Source organism: Apilactobacillus sp. (genome assembly GCF_025290035.1).
Classification (GTDB): Bacteria; Bacillota; Bacilli; order Lactobacillales; family Lactobacillaceae; genus Apilactobacillus.
The window spans coordinates 132,741-153,900 of record NZ_JAMBKT010000001.1 but is presented as its reverse complement, the minus strand read 5'-3'; the positions used below and the strand labels follow the sequence as shown (position 1 = coordinate 153,900).

General features: G+C 32.4%; 25 protein-coding genes, 1 tRNA gene and 2 other annotated features. Of the genes, 24 read left to right on the top strand and 2 right to left on the bottom strand.

The genetic code is table 11. The annotated features are described in order from the left end of the window. Nucleotides 1-7 precede the first annotated feature (7 nt). The 6 genes from M3005_RS00785 (at nucleotide 8) to greA (ending at nucleotide 6,473) form a co-directional block, all read left to right on the top strand. Nucleotides 8-355 (top strand): winged helix-turn-helix transcriptional regulator, encoded by a 348-nt coding sequence (locus M3005_RS00785; RefSeq protein WP_435370532.1) that lies wholly within the window; start codon nucleotides 8-10, stop codon nucleotides 353-355. A 44-nt stretch (nucleotides 356-399) separates the two neighbouring features. Continuing rightward, nucleotides 400-630: a binding site (T-box leader), on the top strand. A gap of 39 nt (nucleotides 631-669) precedes the next feature. Continuing rightward, a complete protein-coding gene (gene pheS / locus M3005_RS00780; protein WP_293792822.1) occupies nucleotides 670-1,710 on the top strand; it encodes a phenylalanine--tRNA ligase subunit alpha in 1,041 nt (346 codons plus the stop codon). Nucleotides 1,711-1,722: 12 nt separating this feature from the next. Next, entirely contained in the window at nucleotides 1,723-4,134 is a 2,412-nt protein-coding gene (gene pheT, locus M3005_RS00775; RefSeq protein WP_293792821.1) for a phenylalanine--tRNA ligase subunit beta, read from the top strand. 21 nt (nucleotides 4,135-4,155) lie between these two features. Further along, entirely contained in the window at nucleotides 4,156-5,280 is a 1,125-nt protein-coding gene (gene mltG, locus M3005_RS00770; RefSeq protein WP_293792820.1) for an endolytic transglycosylase MltG, read from the top strand. A gap of 22 nt (nucleotides 5,281-5,302) precedes the next feature. After that, entirely contained in the window at nucleotides 5,303-5,977 is a 675-nt protein-coding gene (udk, locus tag M3005_RS00765; protein WP_293792818.1) for a uridine kinase, read from the top strand. A 19-nt stretch (nucleotides 5,978-5,996) separates the two neighbouring features. Next, nucleotides 5,997-6,473, top strand: a complete 477-nt coding sequence (greA, locus tag M3005_RS00760; protein ID WP_293792816.1) for a transcription elongation factor GreA — start codon at nucleotides 5,997-5,999, stop codon at nucleotides 6,471-6,473. Between the two features lie 22 nt (nucleotides 6,474-6,495). Here greA and M3005_RS00755 read toward each other — a convergent pair whose 3' ends face one another. Next, nucleotides 6,496-9,102 carry a YfhO family protein gene (locus M3005_RS00755; protein ID WP_293792814.1) on the bottom strand — a complete coding sequence of 869 codons (2,607 nt, stop codon included), beginning with the start codon at nucleotides 9,100-9,102 and terminating at the stop codon, nucleotides 6,496-6,498. Nucleotides 9,103-9,200: 98 nt separating this feature from the next. Here M3005_RS00755 and M3005_RS00750 point away from each other — a divergent pair, with 98 nt between their 5' ends. The 7 genes from M3005_RS00750 (at nucleotide 9,201) to M3005_RS00720 (ending at nucleotide 14,439) form a co-directional block, all read left to right on the top strand. Continuing rightward, nucleotides 9,201-11,264 (top strand): peptidoglycan D,D-transpeptidase FtsI family protein, encoded by a 2,064-nt coding sequence (locus tag M3005_RS00750; protein ID WP_293792812.1) that lies wholly within the window; start codon nucleotides 9,201-9,203, stop codon nucleotides 11,262-11,264. A 132-nt stretch (nucleotides 11,265-11,396) separates the two neighbouring features. After that, entirely contained in the window at nucleotides 11,397-11,546 is a 150-nt protein-coding gene (gene rpmG / locus M3005_RS00745) for a 50S ribosomal protein L33 (protein WP_053950061.1), read from the top strand. 59 nt (nucleotides 11,547-11,605) lie between these two features. Continuing rightward, nucleotides 11,606-12,136, top strand: a complete 531-nt coding sequence (locus M3005_RS00740; RefSeq protein ID WP_293792810.1) for a 5-formyltetrahydrofolate cyclo-ligase — start codon at nucleotides 11,606-11,608, stop codon at nucleotides 12,134-12,136. Then, nucleotides 12,105-12,800, top strand: a complete 696-nt coding sequence (locus tag M3005_RS00735) for a rhomboid family intramembrane serine protease (protein ID WP_293792809.1) — start codon at nucleotides 12,105-12,107, stop codon at nucleotides 12,798-12,800. Before M3005_RS00740 ends, M3005_RS00735 begins: the two co-directional genes overlap by 32 nt. Nucleotides 12,801-12,842: 42 nt before the next feature. After that, nucleotides 12,843-13,040, top strand: coding sequence for a YqgQ family protein (locus tag M3005_RS00730; RefSeq protein WP_293792808.1), 198 nt, complete (start codon nucleotides 12,843-12,845; stop codon nucleotides 13,038-13,040). A gap of 26 nt (nucleotides 13,041-13,066) precedes the next feature. Then, nucleotides 13,067-14,035: an ROK family glucokinase gene (locus M3005_RS00725; protein WP_053950058.1), complete on the top strand. Its 969-nt coding sequence runs from the start codon at nucleotides 13,067-13,069 to the stop codon at nucleotides 14,033-14,035. A 23-nt stretch (nucleotides 14,036-14,058) separates the two neighbouring features. Then, a complete protein-coding gene (locus M3005_RS00720) occupies nucleotides 14,059-14,439 on the top strand; it encodes a rhodanese-like domain-containing protein (RefSeq protein WP_293792805.1) in 381 nt (126 codons plus the stop codon). Nucleotides 14,440-14,479: 40 nt separating this feature from the next. Here the strand turns inward: M3005_RS00720 and M3005_RS00715 are convergent, their stop codons facing one another. After that, nucleotides 14,480-14,656 (bottom strand): DUF3042 family protein, encoded by a 177-nt coding sequence (locus tag M3005_RS00715; protein ID WP_293792804.1) that lies wholly within the window; start codon nucleotides 14,654-14,656, stop codon nucleotides 14,480-14,482. A gap of 135 nt (nucleotides 14,657-14,791) precedes the next feature. Between M3005_RS00715 and miaA the strand changes: the two genes are divergently transcribed. The 11 genes from miaA (at nucleotide 14,792) to nusB (ending at nucleotide 21,089) form a co-directional block, all read left to right on the top strand. Next, complete coding sequence (gene miaA, locus M3005_RS00710; protein ID WP_293792801.1) at nucleotides 14,792-15,709, top strand: tRNA (adenosine(37)-N6)-dimethylallyltransferase MiaA; 918 nt, start codon at nucleotides 14,792-14,794, stop codon at nucleotides 15,707-15,709. An 89-nt stretch (nucleotides 15,710-15,798) separates the two neighbouring features. Further along, complete coding sequence (locus M3005_RS00705) at nucleotides 15,799-16,170, top strand: MerR family transcriptional regulator (protein ID WP_293792800.1); 372 nt, start codon at nucleotides 15,799-15,801, stop codon at nucleotides 16,168-16,170. Between the two features lie 36 nt (nucleotides 16,171-16,206). Further along, the gene (glnA, locus tag M3005_RS00700) at nucleotides 16,207-17,550 is read left to right on the top strand and encodes a type I glutamate--ammonia ligase (protein ID WP_293792799.1); all 1,344 of its coding nucleotides are present in this window, start codon (nucleotides 16,207-16,209) and stop codon (nucleotides 17,548-17,550) included. A 91-nt stretch (nucleotides 17,551-17,641) separates the two neighbouring features. After that, on the top strand, nucleotides 17,642-18,157 hold the full coding sequence (locus tag M3005_RS00695; RefSeq protein WP_293792798.1) for a hypothetical protein: 516 nt from the start codon (nucleotides 17,642-17,644) through the stop codon (nucleotides 18,155-18,157). Between the two features lie 74 nt (nucleotides 18,158-18,231). Further along, nucleotides 18,232-18,305 (top strand) — tRNA-Arg (locus M3005_RS00690). A 99-nt stretch (nucleotides 18,306-18,404) separates the two neighbouring features. Next, nucleotides 18,405-18,479 (top strand) — a sequence feature (ribosomal protein L21 leader region). Between the two features lie 18 nt (nucleotides 18,480-18,497). Beyond that, a complete protein-coding gene (rplU, locus tag M3005_RS00685; protein WP_034531057.1) occupies nucleotides 18,498-18,806 on the top strand; it encodes a 50S ribosomal protein L21 in 309 nt (102 codons plus the stop codon). Between the two features lie 14 nt (nucleotides 18,807-18,820). Then, nucleotides 18,821-19,162: a ribosomal-processing cysteine protease Prp gene (locus M3005_RS00680; protein ID WP_293792796.1), complete on the top strand. Its 342-nt coding sequence runs from the start codon at nucleotides 18,821-18,823 to the stop codon at nucleotides 19,160-19,162. Between the two features lie 22 nt (nucleotides 19,163-19,184). Beyond that, a complete protein-coding gene (gene rpmA / locus M3005_RS00675) occupies nucleotides 19,185-19,481 on the top strand; it encodes a 50S ribosomal protein L27 (RefSeq protein WP_034531059.1) in 297 nt (98 codons plus the stop codon). Nucleotides 19,482-19,643: 162 nt separating this feature from the next. Continuing rightward, on the top strand, nucleotides 19,644-20,207 hold the full coding sequence (efp, locus tag M3005_RS00670; RefSeq protein WP_053950050.1) for an elongation factor P: 564 nt from the start codon (nucleotides 19,644-19,646) through the stop codon (nucleotides 20,205-20,207). Between the two features lie 43 nt (nucleotides 20,208-20,250). Next, nucleotides 20,251-20,688 (top strand): Asp23/Gls24 family envelope stress response protein, encoded by a 438-nt coding sequence (locus M3005_RS00665; protein WP_293792788.1) that lies wholly within the window; start codon nucleotides 20,251-20,253, stop codon nucleotides 20,686-20,688. Next, nucleotides 20,688-21,089, top strand: a complete 402-nt coding sequence (gene nusB / locus M3005_RS00660; RefSeq protein ID WP_293792787.1) for a transcription antitermination factor NusB — start codon at nucleotides 20,688-20,690, stop codon at nucleotides 21,087-21,089. The genes M3005_RS00665 and nusB overlap by 1 nt, the downstream gene beginning before the upstream one ends. Nucleotides 21,090-21,160: the final 71 nt, after the last annotated feature.

Below are 21,160 nucleotides of genomic sequence, written 5' to 3'. Positions count from 1 at the left end.
GAGGTATATGTTAAAAATGCAAAGAAGTTCAGATTTAAAAACAACTATTGATTTTCATTTGTGTCCTAAATTTGAAAGAACCTTTCAAATGTTAGGAAAAAAATGGAATGGATTGATTATTGAAACTTTACTAGTTAATGGTCCACAACGTTTTAAATGTATAGCTCAAGTCGTATCAAAATGTAGTGACCGTGTTTTAGTTGAAAGACTAAAAGAGTTAGAAGAAAATGGCATTATTACAAGAAAAACATTCTGTGATTCTTCATTAATTCAATATGAATTAACTGAAAAGGGAATGGCATTAGGACCAATTATGGAACAAATTCATGAATGGTCTGATGAATGGACTGATTAGTTCAAATTGGCTTGACCAAATGCCGAAATTAAGCTATTATTTAGATAAATGTGTTGAAGAAAAAGTAGTAAGCTAATTGATAAGATTGACAGAAAGATTACATATTGTTGAGAGTAATCACCTTATTAGCCGAATTCGTTTTCTGAACTGATGTTGGGAGTTAATTAATAACGAAAAATAATCCGGTAATCCACCGTTATGGAACTTAAGTGTATGGATAATTTTTATAGTATTATTCATAAACTAGGGTGGTACCGCGAAGCTTCGTCCCTTTTGGGATGAGGCTTTTTTTGTTGAAATGAGAGGAGAATTTTATGTCTTTAGAAGATGATTTAACCAAGTTGCGTGATGACGGAATTAAACAAATTCAAGAAGCAACTGATGTTAACGAAATAACAAAAGAAATAAGAGTAAATCTACTTGGTAAAAAAGGACCTATTACTCAAGCGTTAAGAGGAATTAAGGACTTACCAGTAGAAAAAAGACCAGAAGTTGGTAGCTATGCAAACCAAATCAGAGATGATATTCAAAATGCGTTAGATACTAAATTGGTTGAATTAGAAGAAAAAGCGCTAGAAGCACAATTATCTGCTGAAAAAATTGATGTTACTTTACCAAGTACACCTGTAACTAAGGGACATCCACATGTTATTCAATCAATTATTGATGATATTTGTGATATGTTCATTGGAATGGGTTATGAAGTTAAAAGCGGTCCAGAAGTAGAAGAAGATAAGTATAACTTTGAAATGATGAACCTTCCAAAGGATCATCCAGCCAGAGATATGCAAGATACTTTCTACATTACAAAAGAAATTTTAATGAGAACTCAAACTTCTCCAATGCAAGCTAGAACTCTAGAAAATCATGACTTCTCTAAAGGTCCTCTAAAGATGATCTCACCAGGTGTGGTTTATCGTAGAGATACTGATGACCCAACTCATTCACACCAATTCCATCAAGTTGAAGGAATTGTAATCGATAAGAACATTACAATGGGTGATTTAAAGGGAACTCTTGAATACCTATTACACCAATTATTTGGTGATAAATATGATATCAGATTAAGACCAAGTTATTTCCCATTTACTGAACCTTCAGTTGAAGCAGATGTTACTTGTTTCAAATGTGATGGTAAGGGTTGTGACGTATGTAAACATTCTGGTTGGATTGAAGTTTTAGGTGCCGGAATGGTACACCCTAACGTATTAAAGATGGCTGGAGTAGATGCAGATGTATATGGTGGATTTGCATTTGGATTAGGACCAGACCGTTTTGCAATGTTGAGATATGGCGTAGATGACATTCGTGATTTTTATTTGAACGATGTAAGATTCTTATCGCAATTTAATTAAGGAGAGATACTAATGAAAATTTCATACAATTGGCTAAAGGAATATATCGACTTAGATGTATCAGCTGATGACTTAGCAGAAAAAATTGAACGTTCATCTGTAGAAGTTGATTCAGTAATCAAACCTAGCGAAGGACTTAAGAAAATCGTTGTAGGAAAGATTGTTGACATGGAAGACCATCCAGATTCAGATCATTTACACGTTTGCCAAGTAGACGTTGGCGAAGATGAACCTGTTCAAATTGTTTGTGGAGCACCTAACGCCCAAGTTGGGAAAAATGTTATTGCTGCATTATCTGGAGCAAGAGTTGCAGACAATATGAAGATTAAAAAATCAAAAATGCGTGGAATTCAATCAAACGGAATGTTATGTGCATTGGACGAAATTGGATATCCTAAAGACGTTGTACCAAAGGAATGGGCAGATGGAATTTACTTCTTACCTGAAGATGCTACTTTAGGTGATGATGTATTTAAGTACCTAGGTATGGATGATGCTCTAATCGATTTAGATGTAACTCCAAATCGTGGAGATATGTTAAGTATTTACGGTTCTGTTAGAGACCTATCTGCTATCTACAATAAGCCATTTAAATTTGATATTGATAAAGTAAGTGAAACTTCTGACAAGAAGACCAGTGATCAAATTAACAGCAAGGTTGATAACGAAATTGCATGGAGTTACTTAAACCGTGTAGTTAACAATGTTGAAGTTAAGCCAAGTCCAATTTGGATGCAAGTTAGATTATGGAATGCTGGAATTAAACCGGTAAATAATATCGTTGATATTACCAACTACAGTATGTTGAAATTTGGACAACCAATGCATGCTTATGATTTAGATAAATTAGCTGGTACTATTGAAGTGCGTTATGCTCGAGATGGCGAAAAAATTACTACTCTAGATGAAAACGAAGTTGAATTAGATGGCAATGATATCGTTATTTCTGATGATAATGGTGCAATTGCTATGGCTGGTGTAATGGGTGGACTAGACTCTTCTATTACGGCTGAAACAAAGAATGTTGTATTTGAATGTGCTGTTTTCGATCCAATCAAGGTTAGAAAAATGGCTAGAAAACATGTCATTCATACTGATGCTTCTCAACGTTTTGAAAGAGGCGTTGACCCAATGGGACTTGAAGATGTACTTTCATCTGCATCAGAAATGGCAAGAACTATTGCTAATGGTGAAGTAACAAGTGATACATTAGTAGGTAGTAAGTATGAAGCTAAAAAAGTTGAAATCGATATTACTGATGAAAGAATTAATCACGTATTAGGAACTTCACTTTCTGTTGAAGACATTACAGATATCTTCAATCGATTAGGCTTCGAAGTTGAAGTGACTGATAATAATATGCATGTTATTGTTCCAACCAGACGTGGTGATATTCATATTCAAGCAGATTTAATTGAAGAAGTTGCCAGAATTTATGGATATGATAATTTACCAAGTACTTTACCTACAACCACAATGACAACCGGTGGACTAAATGAAGAACAATTATTAATTAGAAAATCTGGCAAATTACTTGAAGGATTCGGCTTAACTCATGCGATTTCATATGCATTAACAACTGCTGATAAAGCTAAAATGTTTATGATGGATTCATCAAGTGAAACTGATTTAAGTTACCCAATGAGTAGTGATCATACTACCTTAAGAATGAACTTAGTTTCTGGATTATTAGATGATATTGCATATAATCAAGCACGAAAAGTTGAAAACGTTGCTCTATACGAACAAGGTCGTGTATTTTATAAACAAGATGATAGCCAAGTTAGACCTGATGAAATTGAACATATTGCGGGTGCAATTTCAGGTTCAATGAATGAAGGATCATGGAATCAACCAGAACAAAAAGTTGATTTCTATCAAATTAAGGGAATTGTCGAAGAATACTTATCAACAATTGGATTTGATGGTCAAATTTCTTATAAAGCAAACAGCGATTATAATGAAATGCATCCTGGTAGAACTGCTGATGTATATGTTCATGGTCACTACGTTGGTTTTGTTGGACAAGTACATCCAAAGGTTGCTAAAGAATTCAAAATTAATGACACTTACGTCTTTGATTTGAATCTAAAGACAATTATCGAATTACCAAAACAAGAACAAAGCTATGAATTAGTATCAAAATATCCATCAATTAAGAGAGATATTGCAATGTTGATCGATAAGAATGTTGAAAATGACAACATTGTTGATGTGATCGTTAAACGTGGTGGAGCATATCTTACAGATGTTAAGCTATTCGATTTATATGAAGGTGAACATGTTCCCGATGATAAAAAGTCATTAGCATACTCATTAACATTCCAAAACAAGCATGATACATTAGTTGATGAAGACGTTAACAGTGCTATGGAAAAAGTACAAAGAAATCTTGAAAAAGAATTCAATGTCGAAATTCGTTAGAATCTAGATGGGGGAATTATTTTGAACGAAGATAAAAAGACAAATGATTTCGAGAAGAAGCATTCAAATCTAGGTAAAAAGATTTCACTAAGTATCATTGCGATTTTGGTTGTACTTGGTACATGTATTTTTATAGTTGGTCACCAGTACGTAAAAGAGTCATTAAAGCCACTTAATCCTAAAAGTAATGATTTGATTCAAGTGCAAATTCCTTTGGGTGCTTCTGATAAGAAAATCGGTTCAATATTGCAAGATAGCAAGATTGTCAAAAGCGGATTGGTTTTTGATTACTTTGTTAATAGTCATAATTATGCTGACTTGAAAGCAGGATACTATGAACTATCTCCTTCAATGAGTTTACAAACAATTGCTGATAGATTAACCAAGGGTGGTTCTGATCAACCATTACAAGGAATATATGGTCGCATGTTAGTTCGTGAAGGTGATACAATTAGTCAAATCGCTAAGACTGTACAACAACGAAGCCGTTTCTCAAGCGATGATTTCTTGAAGTTGATAAGTGATAAATCATATTTAAAAGAATTAAAAGCTAAGTACCCACAACTACTTAATTCTGCTTTTAAATCTAAAAATAAAAAATATGTTTTGGAAGGATATTTATATCCAGCCACATATAATTCACAAAACAATGTTTCATTGAAGCAACTCGTTAATCAAATGATTGCAAAGACGAATCAAGAAGTGAGTCCTTATTACAAGGAAATAAAGAAACAGAATTTAACTGTCGATGAAGCAATAACATTAGCTTCATTCATCGAAGTTAATCATGTGGGAAAAATTGATAGACAAAAAATGGCTGGAGTATTGTATAATCGATTGAACAGTAATTTACCACTTGATGTAAAATCAGCAATTAAGTATGCTAATGGTAAATCATCAGTTCAAGTGCTTACTAAAAAAGATTACAATAGTACTTCTGCTTATAATCTTTATCAATATACTGGAATGGGCCCTGGTCCAATAAGCAATCCAACGATTAAGTCATTAGTAGCTGTATTGCATCCAAGAGATATGGTAAAGTCGTATTTTGCATATAGTGTAAATACTAGCAATAAAAAAGTTAAATATTATAATACTGATGTAAGTACTAATTTGTTGTTTGATAATGATAGTGTTATGAGATAAATCGGTTTATGGAGAGAATATTATGGTAGAAAAGAAAAAGCGTCCCGTTGTTATTGGAGTTACAGGTGGTTCAGGTAGTGGTAAGACCACAGTTAGTCGTGCCATTTTTAATCAATTATTAGGTCATTCAATTATGATTTTACAACAAGATTCATATTACAAGGATCAATCTCATAAGACTATGGCTGAAAGAGAAGAAACTAACTACGATCATCCATTAGCTTTTGATAGTGATTTATTGTTAGAACATTTAAATAAACTATTAAACTATGAATCAATTGAAAAGCCAGTTTATGACTATACTCAATTGAATCGTAGTACTGAAACAGTGACACAAGAACCAAGAGATGTTATTATTCTTGAAGGAATTCTAATTTTGGATGATAAACGTTTAAGAGACTTAATGGATATCAAAGTTTTTGTTGATACAGATGATGATATTAGAATCTTAAGAAGAATCCAAAGAGATACTAAGGAACGTGGTCGTACATTAGATGAAGTTATTCAACAATATCTAGAAACTGTTAGACCTATGTATAATCAATTTGTTGAACCAAGTAAACGATATGCTGATATTATTGTTCCTGAAGGTGGAAAAAACCAAGTTGCAATTGATTTATTAACTACAAAGATTCAATCAATTTTAGTAAAACACGGGAATAATAAAGTTTTAGATAATATTGATACAACAATTTAGTTAAAAGGAGAATTACAAAATGGCAAAAGACGAAACTTTTCCTATGACAGCTGAAGGTAAAAAGAACCTGGAAGCTGAATTAGAAGATTTGAGATTAAATCAACGTCCTCAAATTATTGAAAGAATTAAGATTGCTAGAAGTTATGGTGACTTATCAGAAAATTCTGAATATGAAGCCGCTAAAAATGAACAAAGTATGTTAGAAAGTGAAATTGCTAAGGTTGAACACATGCTTCAATACGCTGATGTTGTAGACAGCAGCGAATTAGAAGATGATGTTGTTAACGTTGGTAAAGAAGTAACTTTCAAAGAACTTCCTGATGAAGAACCTGAAACTTACCAAATCGTTGGTTCCGCTGAATCAGATCCATTATCTGGTAAGATTTCTAATGATTCACCAATTGCTAAAGCATTATTGGGACACAAGGTTAATGAAGAAGTTGTTATTTCAATCCCAGCTGGTGATATGAAAGTTAAAATTATTGAAGTTAAATAAGGTTAAATAAAAAGAGAATCGATTACGATTCTCTTTTTTTGTGTCTAAGCATCCATATTATTATTAGAATAATTAATGTTATTAAGCTAATTATGACACCTAGGTTTAAACCGCTAGGGTAGAATGATAAAACTAATTTATGGTTACCAGAGGTTAAATTGTCGGCACCTATAAATTGGTTATCAATTTTCTTGATGGGATAATTTTTACCATCAATTGTTAAATGCCATCCGCTAGAATAAGGGATGGATGTTGAAATTGAGTTGTTTTTGTTTGTAGTAATAATGTCTGTTTTAAATGTATTATTTTTAAAGTTAATGTGATTATTCTGATCACGGATATATTTAGTATCATTTAAATATGTTTTAAAGTTAAGATTTACTAACTTAAAATTACCTGTGAAAAGTTGATTAGTGTTAAGTTTGATTTTGATTTGGTTGCGTTTATTGTTAGGGAGACTAACTACAAAACTGCTATCAAACTTATCTGGTAAATATAGTTCTTCATTATTCATGGTAATTGATGCGTTATTTTGATTCATATTTGATGGAATCAAAAGATACGGAACCTTATTCTTTTGACCGTTGTAACTGATAGTAATGACTGCTTCTTTCAACAAGTTATTCTTTTTGATAACCTGATTGTTGATTGAAGTTATTTTATTAGTGTTTTGTGATGTAATAGTGTATTGGTTGATATCCTTAAATACGGTCGTGTTATTTAAAGAGATGTTTTTAACCATTTTATTTTGATAATCAATTGGATCAATCGCATTAATTGAACTAAATACCTTGCTGCTTGTTGAATAAATAACTGGCAAATTACTGTTAGACTTATAAGTTTGAAAAACATCAATTCGTTGAAGGTCATGTTTCAATATATCATTTCGATTACTTGATTTTTGAATCATCGAATATTGATGCCTTAAAGTTGATGTGTTAATGAAGTACTTAAAGTTCAGCATTGAATCGGTAATTAACGTTCCATTTGAATAATCGATTGATCCAGAAGTATAGGCACTACCGATGTTGCTATTAAAGTCAGTGGTGTCTTTTTGAATGGTAGAAGAAAAGGCGGAACCACCGAAGAAGTTTGACTCGATTGAATCATCTCTGGTTCTGTAAAAATCTTTGCTAATTCTATAAAAAGATGAGTCGGATTTCTTAATTGGATCAATGTGTGAGTTTAGCAAAGATGTATATCGAATGTAGTCATCATTGGAAACATAAGAGATGCTATTTAGGGATGTAAACATATTCATTCCCATATCACCAACTGAAATTATTAATAAGCAAATGAAATAATAAATACTTCGCTTATTTGACAAATGAATGATTAAAAAGCTGATGGCAATGAAGGAAAGCGAAATGAGGTACTTAGTAATGTTCATGTAATTGAATTTGTTGATTTCAATGGCAGTATATATAAATGCTGGAATAATTATTAGTGCTGAAACAATTATTGTTTTTATTTTGATGGTATTTCCTAAATTATTTAATCCAATGGCAGCAATATAAATAATCCAAAAGCAAACTATAAATGAAAATCTATATGGGTACCAGATTGGAAATTGCAATGCATGCCATATTAAGTCAAGTGGTTGAAACACCATGGAAAATAATAAAAAGGTGGTCACTACTAAGACGGCAATTTTCTTTTTTAAACCAATGCTTGAAATTCCAAAGTATGCCAAAAATCCGACAATTGCGATAGAACCGACAAAGATATTTGGGTATCCGCTTGGCATTTGGGAAAAGTTAAAAGAACCATTAAATAGCTTCGTTATCATGAATAGCGGATTATATTCAATGGTGGTCTTCATGTTTAAAAGTGTGTATGATGCCTTTCCACTTTTAAGTTCGATTAAATTAGGAATTAAAATAAATGATGATAATAATATTGAAACAATTATTGATGTTGTAATTTTACCGAACTTGATTAAGGTTGATTTAAAATTGATGTGTTTAATATATAAACTGAATATTACATAAATAGCAATAAAGATACTAATCATGTAAGCAATATAGTAGTTAATGATGATAATTCCAGAATAGGAAACAATAAACAAAGTCACGGTTTTATTGTTTAATATCTTATCAATGCCCATTATTATTAGTGGAAGTAGAATTACACCATCAAGCCACATAATATTAAGTTGGTTTGCAATCATCCATCCATTCATTGAGTACGCAATAGATAGAGTAATTATTAAAATGTTGTTTTTAACTTTTTGATTTTTCAAAAAAATTGAAAACGTTAAACCACTTAGTGCATATTTGATAATCGTGATTAATAAAACAGCGGCGTTTATAAATTTAGCAGGAAAAATGAGCAAGATTAAATTAAGAGGACTCATTAAATAGTATGCCCAAATTCCAATCATTTCACCGCCGTATCCATTTGAAAATGAGTAAAGTATTTCACTGAAGTTGTGATTTAATAGGGTTCTACGGAAGTATGCAAAAAAATCTATATACTGTTGTCCTAAATCTACTGTAAGAATACTACTATTACCAAAGGGAAACATATTGCGATATCCAAAGTAAAATGTAATAATTGTAAATGGTATAAAGAAGCTTAGGAGATATATGTAGTGTTTTTGATAAAATGTTTTTAATTTATTAATCATAATAAGCACATCCTTGTTTCAATACTAACTAACTAATAGTATACAATAAACAGATTAAAATAACGTTAAACAGATAAGATATAAGGAGTTAGATTGTTTTGAATAGTTTTTTACAAAAAATATTCCATCATAGGGATCGTGGAGCAGATACAAAAGTTCCTTTTAGATTAAATATAATATTAACGGTTGTTGGGGTATTATTTGCAATCTTAGTTATCCAATTGGCTTACTTGCAAGTAGTTAATGGAAACCAATATAAAGCAGAAGTTAGTCGTTCGGACAATTCGGTTAAATTAGGAAATGTCCAAAGAGGGATGATATATGATTCTACTGGCCGTGTTTTGGTTGGAAATAAAGCGCATCAAGCTATTCAATACACTAAGGGCTTGAGTGTTACAAGTGCTACTTTATATAAAATCGCTAATAAACTTGGAGAATACTTAAGCGTTGATTATTCAACCTTAACTCCAAGACAAGAAGCTGAATTTTATTTATCTAATCCAGACAATTTACAAAAAGTGATTGATAGCATGACTTTTGCTAAGGGTACTTCTACAAGTGATCAATACATTCAAGAACTCGCAAAAGTAATTAAAGAAAAATTATATAGCACTGATAAGAAGACTCGTAATGCAGCTGCCATTTTCCAAAAGATGAGTGGTTCATATCAATTGTCTACCACATATATTAAATCATCAGGCGTTACTACCAAGGAATTGGCAGAAGTTGGTGAACATCTATCTGAAATGCCAGGGGTACAAATTGGTGATAGTTGGACTAGAGAATATCCAAATGGGGATGCAATTCAAAGTATCGTTGGAACAGTTTCTTCAGAACGAGTTGGGTTACCAAGTGATCGTATCAATACATTGTTAGCTGAAGGTTATTCAAGAAACGATAGTGTTGGACAAAGTTATTTGGAAGCCAAATATGAATCTACTTTACGTGGTTCTAAATCTCAAACATTAATCAAGAGTGGTAGTTTAGATAAGGCTATTAAGCAATATGGTGGTCAAAAAGGTGATAACTTACAATTAACTATTAACTCTGAATTTGAAAAGAAAATTCAAAGTTTAGTGGAAAATGCCGATCGTAACACTGGTAATTCAACAGGAGCATATGCTGTTGTAATGAATCCTAATAATGGTGCAATTATTGGTTTGGCAGGGGTTAGTCGTAATCCGGAAACCGGTAAGATGACTCCTAATGCTTTGGGAACTATTAATAGTTCTATAGTAATGGGATCAGTTGTTAAAGGTGCAATGGTTTCTGGTGCGTTAATGGATAAGGTAATCACACCAACTAATTCAACTTTAACTGATAAACCAATTATTACTGGTGGAATTAAAAAAGCATCTTGGTTTAACCAAGATGGAAATCACGATATTTCTTTAGATGCATCAACAGCGCTTGAAGTATCGTCAAACTCATACATGATGCAATTAGCTATGAAAGAAGCTAAATTTAATTATTACTCAGGAGCACCACTTACTATGAATCCTGATGTATTTAACATTATGCGTGGATACTTTAACCAATTTGGATTAGGCGTTTTAACTGGAATTGATTTACCTGGTGAAACAAAAGGGATTCAAGGTCCTGGTGGATCAGCCAACATTGGTAAGGCGCTTGATTTATCTTATGGAAATTATGACGCCTACACTCCAATTCAAGTAGCACAATATATTTCTACTATTGCCAATGGTGGATATAGAATTGAACCACATATTGTCCAAAGTATTCGTGAATCTAATAAAGACGGTAAACTAGGTAGAGTTAAATACACAGTTACACCAACTGTCTTGAATAAGGTTGATATGACTGATGCTCAAAGAAAAGTTGTAACAGATGGTTTTTATAAGGTTGTTCATGGAACTAGCCAATACAGAACAGGGATTACTTTAAATACTGTAAGACCTTCTATTTCAGCTAAGACTGGTACAGCCCAAACATTCTACTCTAGTGGTAAAAAAGGTTCAAAACCGGTTGAAACAGTTACTTTGAGTTTAGGTTCATTCTCACCATCAAAGAACCCACAAGTAGTTGTAGTTGTAGCAATTCCTAACTTGCCAAGTGACGCAGAAAGTAATAATGTTAATTTGGCCGAACAAATTTATCAAGCATATTGGAAGTATGTTCAGTCCGATAGTGGCTTAAAATAATGCTGTTAAGTAATTTTGCTTAACAATATTTATATAAACTCTGGTCAAATCAAATAAAAAATGATAATATATTAAGAGTTGAAAGTTGTTTATATAAAATTAAAATACAACTAACTTGGAGGTGTAACTAATATGCGAGTACACATTACTATGGAATGTACAGAATGTCACGAACGTAATTACTTATCAACTAAGAGTCGTCGTAACAACCCTGATCGTTTGGAATTAAAGAAATACTGTCCACGTGAAAGAAAAGTTACATTACATCGTGAAACAAAATAAGGATTCGGGTTTTATAAAAAAGGCCCAATCCTTTTTTTATATCCTGGGAAGTGTTTATAGTGAATAAAAAAGATGTTAGAACACAAATTATTGAAAAAGTTAAAACTACCAGAAAACAAGAAAATTATGAACATTTATATGTAAAGCTGTTTAATTCTATTGAATGGCAAAAAGCTGAATCAATTGGCATTACAGCTAGTACAGAAATTGAAATTAATACAAATCCAATAATTCAAAAAGCCAAATTAGAAGGTAAAACAATTTTTATGCCTAAGGTTATTTCTTCAACCGAAATGGAATTCAAAATTATTGATCAAATGACTAATATGAAGAAAAGCAAATTTGGTATAATGGAGCCCGAGAACGGTAGAGTCGGAAATGTTAATGATATTGATTTATTAATTATTCCTGGACTAGCTTTTGATGTTACCACTGGAGATAGACTTGGATTTGGTGGAGGATATTACGATAGAGTATTAAAAGAATATCCTGGCAACACTATCGCATTATCCGATAGTATTAGTAAGTTTGAAAAATCAATATGGGAAGTAGATGATTTTGATCAAAAAGTTAAAAGAATTATATTCTAATGTACAAAGCACAAGATTTTACAGAAGAATAGATGCAACGCCATATATCTCAGAAATGCTGCTAGTTCTAATTGTATTTGTATACATATTCGGAATTCTTACAAATAGTAGTAACGCGATTATAGATGGTGGAGCAATGTATAGACCATTGGTAACGATGTATAACCAATGGTGGAGATTTATTACTCCTATCTTTATTCATTTATCAATTTTTCATATTTTAATGAATGGGATTAGTTTGTATTACATTGGTATCCAATTAGAAAAGATTTTCGGTCACTTAAGATTCTTTGCAATTTTTATGATTTCAGGAATCTTTGGTAATATTGCAAGTTTTGCTTTTTCTACAACGGCAAGTGCAGGTGCAAGTACAGCAATCTTTGGATTGATTGGAGCATTTTTAATGTTGGGTGAAACATTTCATGATAATATGTATGTAAGAAGAATGTCGCAAAGCTTTTTATTCTTACTAGTTTTAAATATTGGATTTGACTTATTATCACCTGATATTGATTTATCAGGACATATTGGTGGTTTAATTGCTGGATTTTTAGTTCCTTATGTAGTTGGATTACCATCAGGATATAAGGTTCCAATGGTAAAACGATTGATGGCACTGTTAGTTCTAATTATTTTTGCGATTATTTGTTTAAAAACTGTTTAAATTTTAAATTAATTAGTGCAATTTTCGTTAGGATGTGGGAAAATGAAAACGTTGTACGATGTTCAACAATTATTAAAAAAGTTTGGAATTTATGTTTATGTTGGAAAAAGAAAATGGGATATTGAAGTGATGGCACTTGAATTAGATCATTTACATGATGCTGGATTAGTATCTAAAGATGAATTCATTCAGGCTAAGCTAGTCCTAAAGCATGAACATGCTATTGAAGAAAATAAATAACAAACAATTTTTAGGAGGAAACTAAAATGGTACGTAAGTTAATCGGAATCGATTTAGGAGGTACAACAACTAAGTTGGCTTTCTTAACTGATAGCGGTGAAGTTTTAGACAAGTGGGCTATTACCACTGATGTAAGCGCTAACGGTGAAAAAATTGTTCCAAATATCATTAACTCTATCACTAAAAAGATGGAGGACTCTGATCATAAAATTGATGATTTTATCGGTATTGGAATGGGAACCCCAGGTTCAGTAAATAGAGAAGATGGAACAGTTATTGGTGCATACAACCTTAACTGGAAAACAACTCAACATATCAAAGATCAAATTGAAAAGTCATTAGGATTACCATTTGCTTTGGATAACGATGCAAACGTAGCTTCACTTGGTGAATACTGGAAGGGTGCCGGAAGCAAGGACTCAGACGTTGTATTCGTAACACTTGGAACAGGTGTTGGTGGTGGTGTTATCGTTAACGGTGAACTAGCACATGGTGTAAATGGTGGTGCCGGAGAAATCGGTCACATTACTGTAGAACCAGGTGGATTTGAATGTACTTGTGGAAAGAAAGGTTGTTTAGAACAATACGCTTCAGCTACTGGAGTTGTTAAAGTTGCTAAGCATCTTTCAGCAGAATTCACTGGACAATCAAGATTAAAAGAAATGATTAACAGTGGTGAAGAAGTTACTTCTAAAGTAGTTTTCTTCTTAGCTGATAACGGTGATATTTTTGCTAACCAAGTAGTAGACAAGGTTTGTTACTACTTAGGTTTAGCATTAGCCAACGTTGGTAACACATTAAACCCTGATAATATTGTTATTGGTGGTGGTGTTTCTAACGCAGGTAACACTTTACTACAACCAACTACTAAGTATTTCCAAGAAAATGCATTTAGACCTGTTAGAGATTCTACTAAGATTCGTTTAGCTCAATTAGGAAACGACGCTGGTGTAATTGGTGCAGGATCATTAGCATTAAGAAATATCAATAAATAATATAAATAGGGGCGTTGTTATAAATGTTTTCATCCATGATTTTAATCATTATCATATTAGCTGCTATTCTTGTATATAACTTAATTACTAGAATCAGAGCTAATAGAGTTGCTACCTTTGTTGATGAAGCTCAATTTAAAGAAGGCGGTCATCGAGGTCAAATCGTTGATTTAAGAGAAAATCGAGATTTCGAATCAGGACATATTCTTGGTGCAAGAAGTATTCCTTATTCAACAATTAAGATGTTCTACAAAAACATTCGTAAAGATATGCCCGTATATCTATATGACCAAGGCAAAACTTTAAGCATTAAAACTGCTATTTTACTTGGAAAAAATGGATACAAGGATATTTACATTTTGAAATCTGGTTTCAGAAATTGGAATGGAAGAACAAAGAAGTAAAATAAAAACACTTTGCTAAATGCAAAGTGTTTTTTTATTGCTAGTTTAAATGAGCAGAACGTTGTTTACGAACAACTCTTCTTCTGTTTTCTTCTAATTTGTCAGCTTGACCTTCAACTGGGTCAACAACTTTTTTCTTGAATGAGAATAAAGCTCCCGCAACGGCACTTGATGTTGCTAAAGCACCAACGAAAAATCCTTTTGCAAACTTTTTCATTACAAAGCCTCCTATTGAATTATTGATATACATCTATATTATGCTTTTTTTTACTTCATTTATCCAGTCTTTATTATATTTTAATTCAATATTTTATATGCTAAACTAAGATAAGCAGAAATGGTGGGATATAGAATGCATAAAGTATTAGTGATTGTTGGACCAACAGCGGTTGGAAAAACCAGCTTATCGATTAAATTAGCTAAAAAATTAAATGGTGAAGTGATTTCTGGTGATTCGATGCAAGTTTATAAAAAACTTGATATTGGTACCGCAAAGGTCACTAAAGATGAAATGGAAGGAATTCCACATCATTTAATTAATATATTGGATGTCAATCAAGATTATTCTGCTGCTGAATTTGTTAAGTCTGCTAATTCTCTGATAGAAGATATTACTAAAAGAAGTAAATTACCCATTATTGCTGGAGGTACTGGTTTTTATATTCAAGCTTTATTAGATGGTCTAGTATTAGGTGGAGAATTCGATAGTGACCCAGCTTATCGAGATAAATTACATCAATTTTCTCTCGATAATGGTAGTGAACTATTGTGGGATAAATTAAATGATATTGATCCAAAAGCTGCTGCTAAGATTCCCAAAAGTAATGAAAGAAGAATTATTAGAGCACTTGAGGTCTATCATCATACTGGTAAATTATTCTCAGAACAGAATAATAAAGAAGTTACGTTGGATGCATACGTAATTGCACTTAATACTAATCGACAAGTATTGTATGATCGGATTAATCGAAGAGTTGATTTGATGATTGAAAATGGCTTGATTGATGAAGCAAAATGGTTATGGAAGCAATCTAGTGATGATTTGCCTGCCCTTAAAGGAATTGGATACAGGGAATTTGCAGGATATTTTGATAATCAAAAAGATTTAAAGAGTGTTGTTGATTCGATAAAACAAGATTCAAGACATTATGCTAAGAGACAGCTAACATGGTTTAGAAATAAAATGAATGTAACATGGTATGATATAATTTCTGACATGGAAGATGAAAAAAAGATAGAAAAAGATGTTTTAAACTGGTTAAATAAATAAAAATATAAATAATATGTAAGAAGTTATAACATAACGTATTGACATTAGCTTAAATAATGTTATTATTATGTTGTTAGAAGGAGTTAGATATGAAAGAAAAAGATTTAAGACGTTCGCTTTCAGTTCTTCCGATTGGAACCGTTATGAAGTTAACGAGCTTGACCGCTAGACAAATTAGATATTACGAAGAACAAGGATTGGTATTTCCTGAAAGAAATGATGGAAACCGTCGTATGTATTCTTTGAATGATATTGATGTAATCCTTGAAATTAAGGACTATTTAGATGAAGGTTTGAATATTTCTAAAATTCAAGATATTTACAAAAAGCGTAAAGAAAGTAACGAGCAAAATGGTAATTCTAAGGAATTATCTGATCAAGAAGCGCGTAAGATTTTATCTGACGAACTTTTAAACATCGGAGGATTAAATTCCAAAGATGCTGAAAATAATTCTTTTTAACTAATTTAATGTTGAATACGTTAGGAGTAGGTATATATGGCTACAAAGCATGATTATTCAAAAGACGATATTCGTCGAATTGTGAAAGAACAAGATGTTAAGTTTTTACGTTTAATGTTCACTGATGTTTTAGGAACATTAAAAAATGTTGAAGTTCCAATTAGTCAACTAGATGATTTATTAAATGACAAAATTATGTTTGATGGATCTTCTATTGAGGGATTCGTGAGAATCGAAGAAAGTGATATGTATTTGCATCCTGATTTAACTACATGGATGATTTTCCCATGGAGCACAGAACGTGGAAGAATTGCTCGTGTGATTTGTGAAGTTTATAAACCAACTGGAGAACCTTTTGAAGGTGACCCTAGAAATAATTTAATTCGTGTTCTAAAAGACATGAAAGAAGCTGGTTTTACTTCATTTAATATTGGACCAGAACCCGAATTTTTCCTATTTAAGATGGATGAAAACGGAAAACCAACAATTAACCTAAATGACCAAGGTAGCTACTTTGATATGGCACCACTTGATTTAGGTGGAAATTGTCGTCGTGAAATCGTTCTTACTCTTGAAGAAATGGGATTTGACGTAGAAGCAGCTCACCATGAAGTTGCACCTGGTCAACATGAAATTGATTTCCAATACGCAGATGCATTAAATGCTGCTGACAATATTCAAACATTTAAATTAGTTGTTAAAACAATCGCTAGAAAATATGGACTATATGCTACTTTTATGCCAAAACCATTAAGTGGTATCAATGGTTCAGGGATGCATTTAAACATGTCATTATTTAATGATGATGGTGATGTATTCTATGATGAAAATGGTGAATTAAAGTTATCAGAAACTGCTTACCATTTCCTAGGTGGATTAATCAAACATGCTAAGAGTTACACAGCAATTTGTAACCCACTAGTTAACTCATACAAACGTCTAGTTCCTGGTTATGAAGCTCCAGTATATGTTGCTTGGTCAGGCTCAAACAGATCTCCATTAATCCGAGTACCAAATGCTAGAGGTTTAGCTACTAGACTAGAACTTCGTAGTGCAGATGCTTCTGCTAACCCATACTTAGCTATTGCTTCAGTTCTAGAAGCTGGTTTAGATGGATTGAAAGATGGCATCGTTCCTCCTAAGAGTGTAGATAGAAATATTTATAGAATGGACGAAGACGAAAGAGAAGAAAATGAAATTGTTAACTTACCAGATGATTTATTAGATGCATTAGAAGAATTATCATCTGATGAAACAATGAAGAAGGCATTAGGAACTAAGATCTTTAACAGCTACTTGGCTGCTAAACATCTAGAATACGATGCTTACAGAGCCCAAGTATCTGATTGGGAACGTAACCAATACATGGAAAAATACTAATAACTAACGAAAAAAGTCGGAATTTTTAATTCCGGCTTTTTTGTTTTCAATAAGATATCGAAATGATAAAATCTTATGAGAGGTGTTTAAATTGCTAAACTTAGAAAAAATGATGCAACAATCAATAACTAGATTTAATTATATGGGTCAAAAGAGAGAGTTATTGATTAATGGTAATAATAAAAAACAAAAAATATTTATTAAAATCGATACAGGTTTATCAGCTTTGGCGACTGACTCAAAAAGATTTTCAGTTTATACATATGAGCAGGGACAAATAGATCCAAACAATTACAAGAAAGTTTTACTTCAAGATGCAGTTGAAATATTAAGTTTTACTTTGTTGTATGCAAATATTTGCAACTTGTCTGATATAATTATTGATAGCCAAAAAGATATTGATAAGATTACAAATCTAAGACCTGATAGTGATTTTAATCAAATTTACTTATCAATCAAAAAAATGATGTTTAATGCTTTTTATAATCACTCCAAAAATGACTTTAAATTCTTCTGGAAAATGCTTCTAAAGTTTATTTTGGTAGACTTTAATGTCGATATGAATGAGTTGGTTAAGAACTTCGAAAAATTCAGTGACATAAGATAGTTAATATTATTTTTTAAAAATCATATTGACACGTTGTTTATAATTAGATATAATATTTTTTGTTGATTATTGATGTCGCGATAGCTCAGCTGGATAGAGCAACGGTCTTCTAAACCGTAGGTCGAGAGTTCGAATCTCTCTCGCGACATTAGAATAAATTGTTGGGGACATATCATTTCGATATGTCTTTTTTTCTTGACTAAAACTTTAAAACTATGTATACTTACTTTGTTGTATTTGTGGACTTTCACAGCTACAACCGCACGAAATGAGTATTAAGTCTCTACATGAGCGCTTAATTTCGGCGAGTCTAAGCATATTATTCAAGGAGGTGCACATTATGTACGCAATTATCGTAACAGGCGGAAAGCAATACAAAGTTGCTGAAGGTGAAGCAATCTACGTTGAAAAGCTAAACGCAAACGAAGGTGAAAAGGTTACTTTTGACCAAGTTGTTTTCGTTGGTGGTGACTCAGCTAAGGTTGGTACTCCACTTGTAGACGGTGCTTCAGTTGAAGGTACTGTTGAAAAGCAAGGCCGTGGTAAGAAGATTACTATTCTTCGTTACAAGCCTAAGAAGGGTTCTCGTTCTAAGAAGGGTCATAGACAACCATACACTAAGGTTATGATTGACTCAATCAAAGCTTAATAAGGGAAATTGAAATGATATTAGCAAGTATTAATCATGATAAGCATGATCGAATTACTGGATTCAGTATTACTGGTCATGCTGACTCAGGTGAGTATGGTAAAGACATTGTGTGTGCTGCAGTGTCGGTATTATCGATTTCTACTGTTAACGGGTTAGACGTGGTTGCCCATGTTTCTCCTAAAGTAGACAGCAATGATATCGATGGCGGGTACATGGAAGTTTCTGTACCAGAAGCTAATTCAGAACAAGATGAAATTGCTGCTCAAGCAATTTTACTAACATTTAAAAATGGAATGCTAGATATTTCTCAAAGTTATGCTGATTATATTAAATTAGATATTATTAAAGATTAAATTGTACGGAGGTGTAATTCCTATGTTAGAAATGAATTTACAATTCTTCTCTCACCATAAAGGGGGAGGTTCAACAGCCAATGGTCGTGACTCTGCAGGTCGTCGTCTAGGTACAAAGGCTGCTGATGGATCAAAAGTTACTACTGGTTCAATCATTTACCGTCAACGTGGTACTCACATTTACCCAGGTAAAAACGTTAAGCGTGCCGGTGATGATACTTTATTTGCTTTAGTTGATGGTGTTGTACGTTTCGAACGTATGGGCCGCAGCAAGCGCCAAGTTTCAGTATACCCAGTATCTGAAGCAGTTGCTAAGTAATTAGTGAATAATGTATAAAAAGCCTGATTTAATTTCAGGCTTTTTTTATTACCAAAGACTTATTTAATTAAATTTTACATGATACAATATATATAACAGTTAGAATTACAATTATATGATTGTGATTACAAGTAATTAATATTATTAGGAGGAGTTTTAATTATGGCAACTATTTCAACTGCCCAATTTAAAACAGGATTAACAATTGAAGTTGATAACGCAATCTGGCGTATCATTAACTTCCAACACGTAAAACCAGGTAAGGGTGGTGCGTTCGTTCGTACTAAACTTAAGAACCTAAGAACTGGTGCTGTTCAAGATAAGACATTCCGTGCGGGTGCTAAGATGGAACAAGCACAAATCGATACTAGCAACATGCAATACTTATATGAAGATGGTGCTGGTTACGTATTTATGGATATGGAATCATACGAACAAATTACTGTTCCTGGTGACAAGATCCAAGATGCATTGAACTACCTACAAGAAAACATGGATGTAAGTATCGTTCAATACCAAAACGAAGTTATCGGTATCGAAGTTCCAAACACTGTTACTCTAGAAGTTTCAGAAACAGAACCAAGTATTAAGGGTAACACTGCTTCTGGTGGAAGCAAGCCTGCTACTATGACTACTGGTTTAATTGTACAAGTACCATTCTTCGTTAATGCTGGTGACAAGCTAGTTATTAACACTAGTGATGCATCATACATTTCAAGAGCTTAATAGATAATTATTAATCTGTTTTTATCGATTGGAGGGAAATTCTATGGCAGAACAAACTGATGTTTCTTTAATTAAAGCTAGTTCCGAACTGGGAGATATTAAAATCTCACCCAACGTATTAGAAATTATTGCTAGTATTGCATCTGTTCAAGTTAACGGTGTAAAACGTATGCGAGGTTCATTAGCAACTAGTGTCAATGAATTATTTGGACGTAAGGAATTTGGTAAAGGTATTAAATTAAACTTTAAGGATGATAAACTTATCGTTGATGTTTATGTATACTTAAACTACGGAGTTTCCGTTCCTAAAGTTGCCTTAGAAATTCAAGAACAAGTTAAACAACAACTTCTATTTATGACTGAACTTGATTTAGGTGAAGTTAATGTTCATGTAGAAGGGATTGTTCCCGAAAGAATTGATAAAAAAACTGACTCTAATAATTTATTGAATAGCAACAGTAGCGATAAGGGTGAAAAATAGTGGAATTTACAAGACATAAAATAAGAGAGTATGCATTTCAAACATTGTTTGCTATTAATGCGAATGATACAACCGATAAAGAATTATTCTTCCATGCTATCTCAAGAACAGATGAAGATGAAAATATTCCTGAATACTACAATACTTTAGTTGATGGAGTCATCGAAAATAAAGATAGTCTGGATAATAGTATCATCTCATATCTTGTTTCCGGTTGGTCAATTAATAGAATTGCTAAAACTGATTTAGCGATTCTAAGACTTGCGTTTTTCGAAATTAATTACGTTGATGATGTTCCTGCTAAGGTAGCTATCAACGAAGCATTAGAATTAACAAAGAAATATAGTGATGATCACTCTAGAAAATTTGTTAATGGAGTTTTATCAAACACCATTGTTTAAAAAAGGGGATTTGCAAATGTTGCAAATCCTTTTTTGATACATAAAATCTTATCAGTATGCTAAAATAAAGA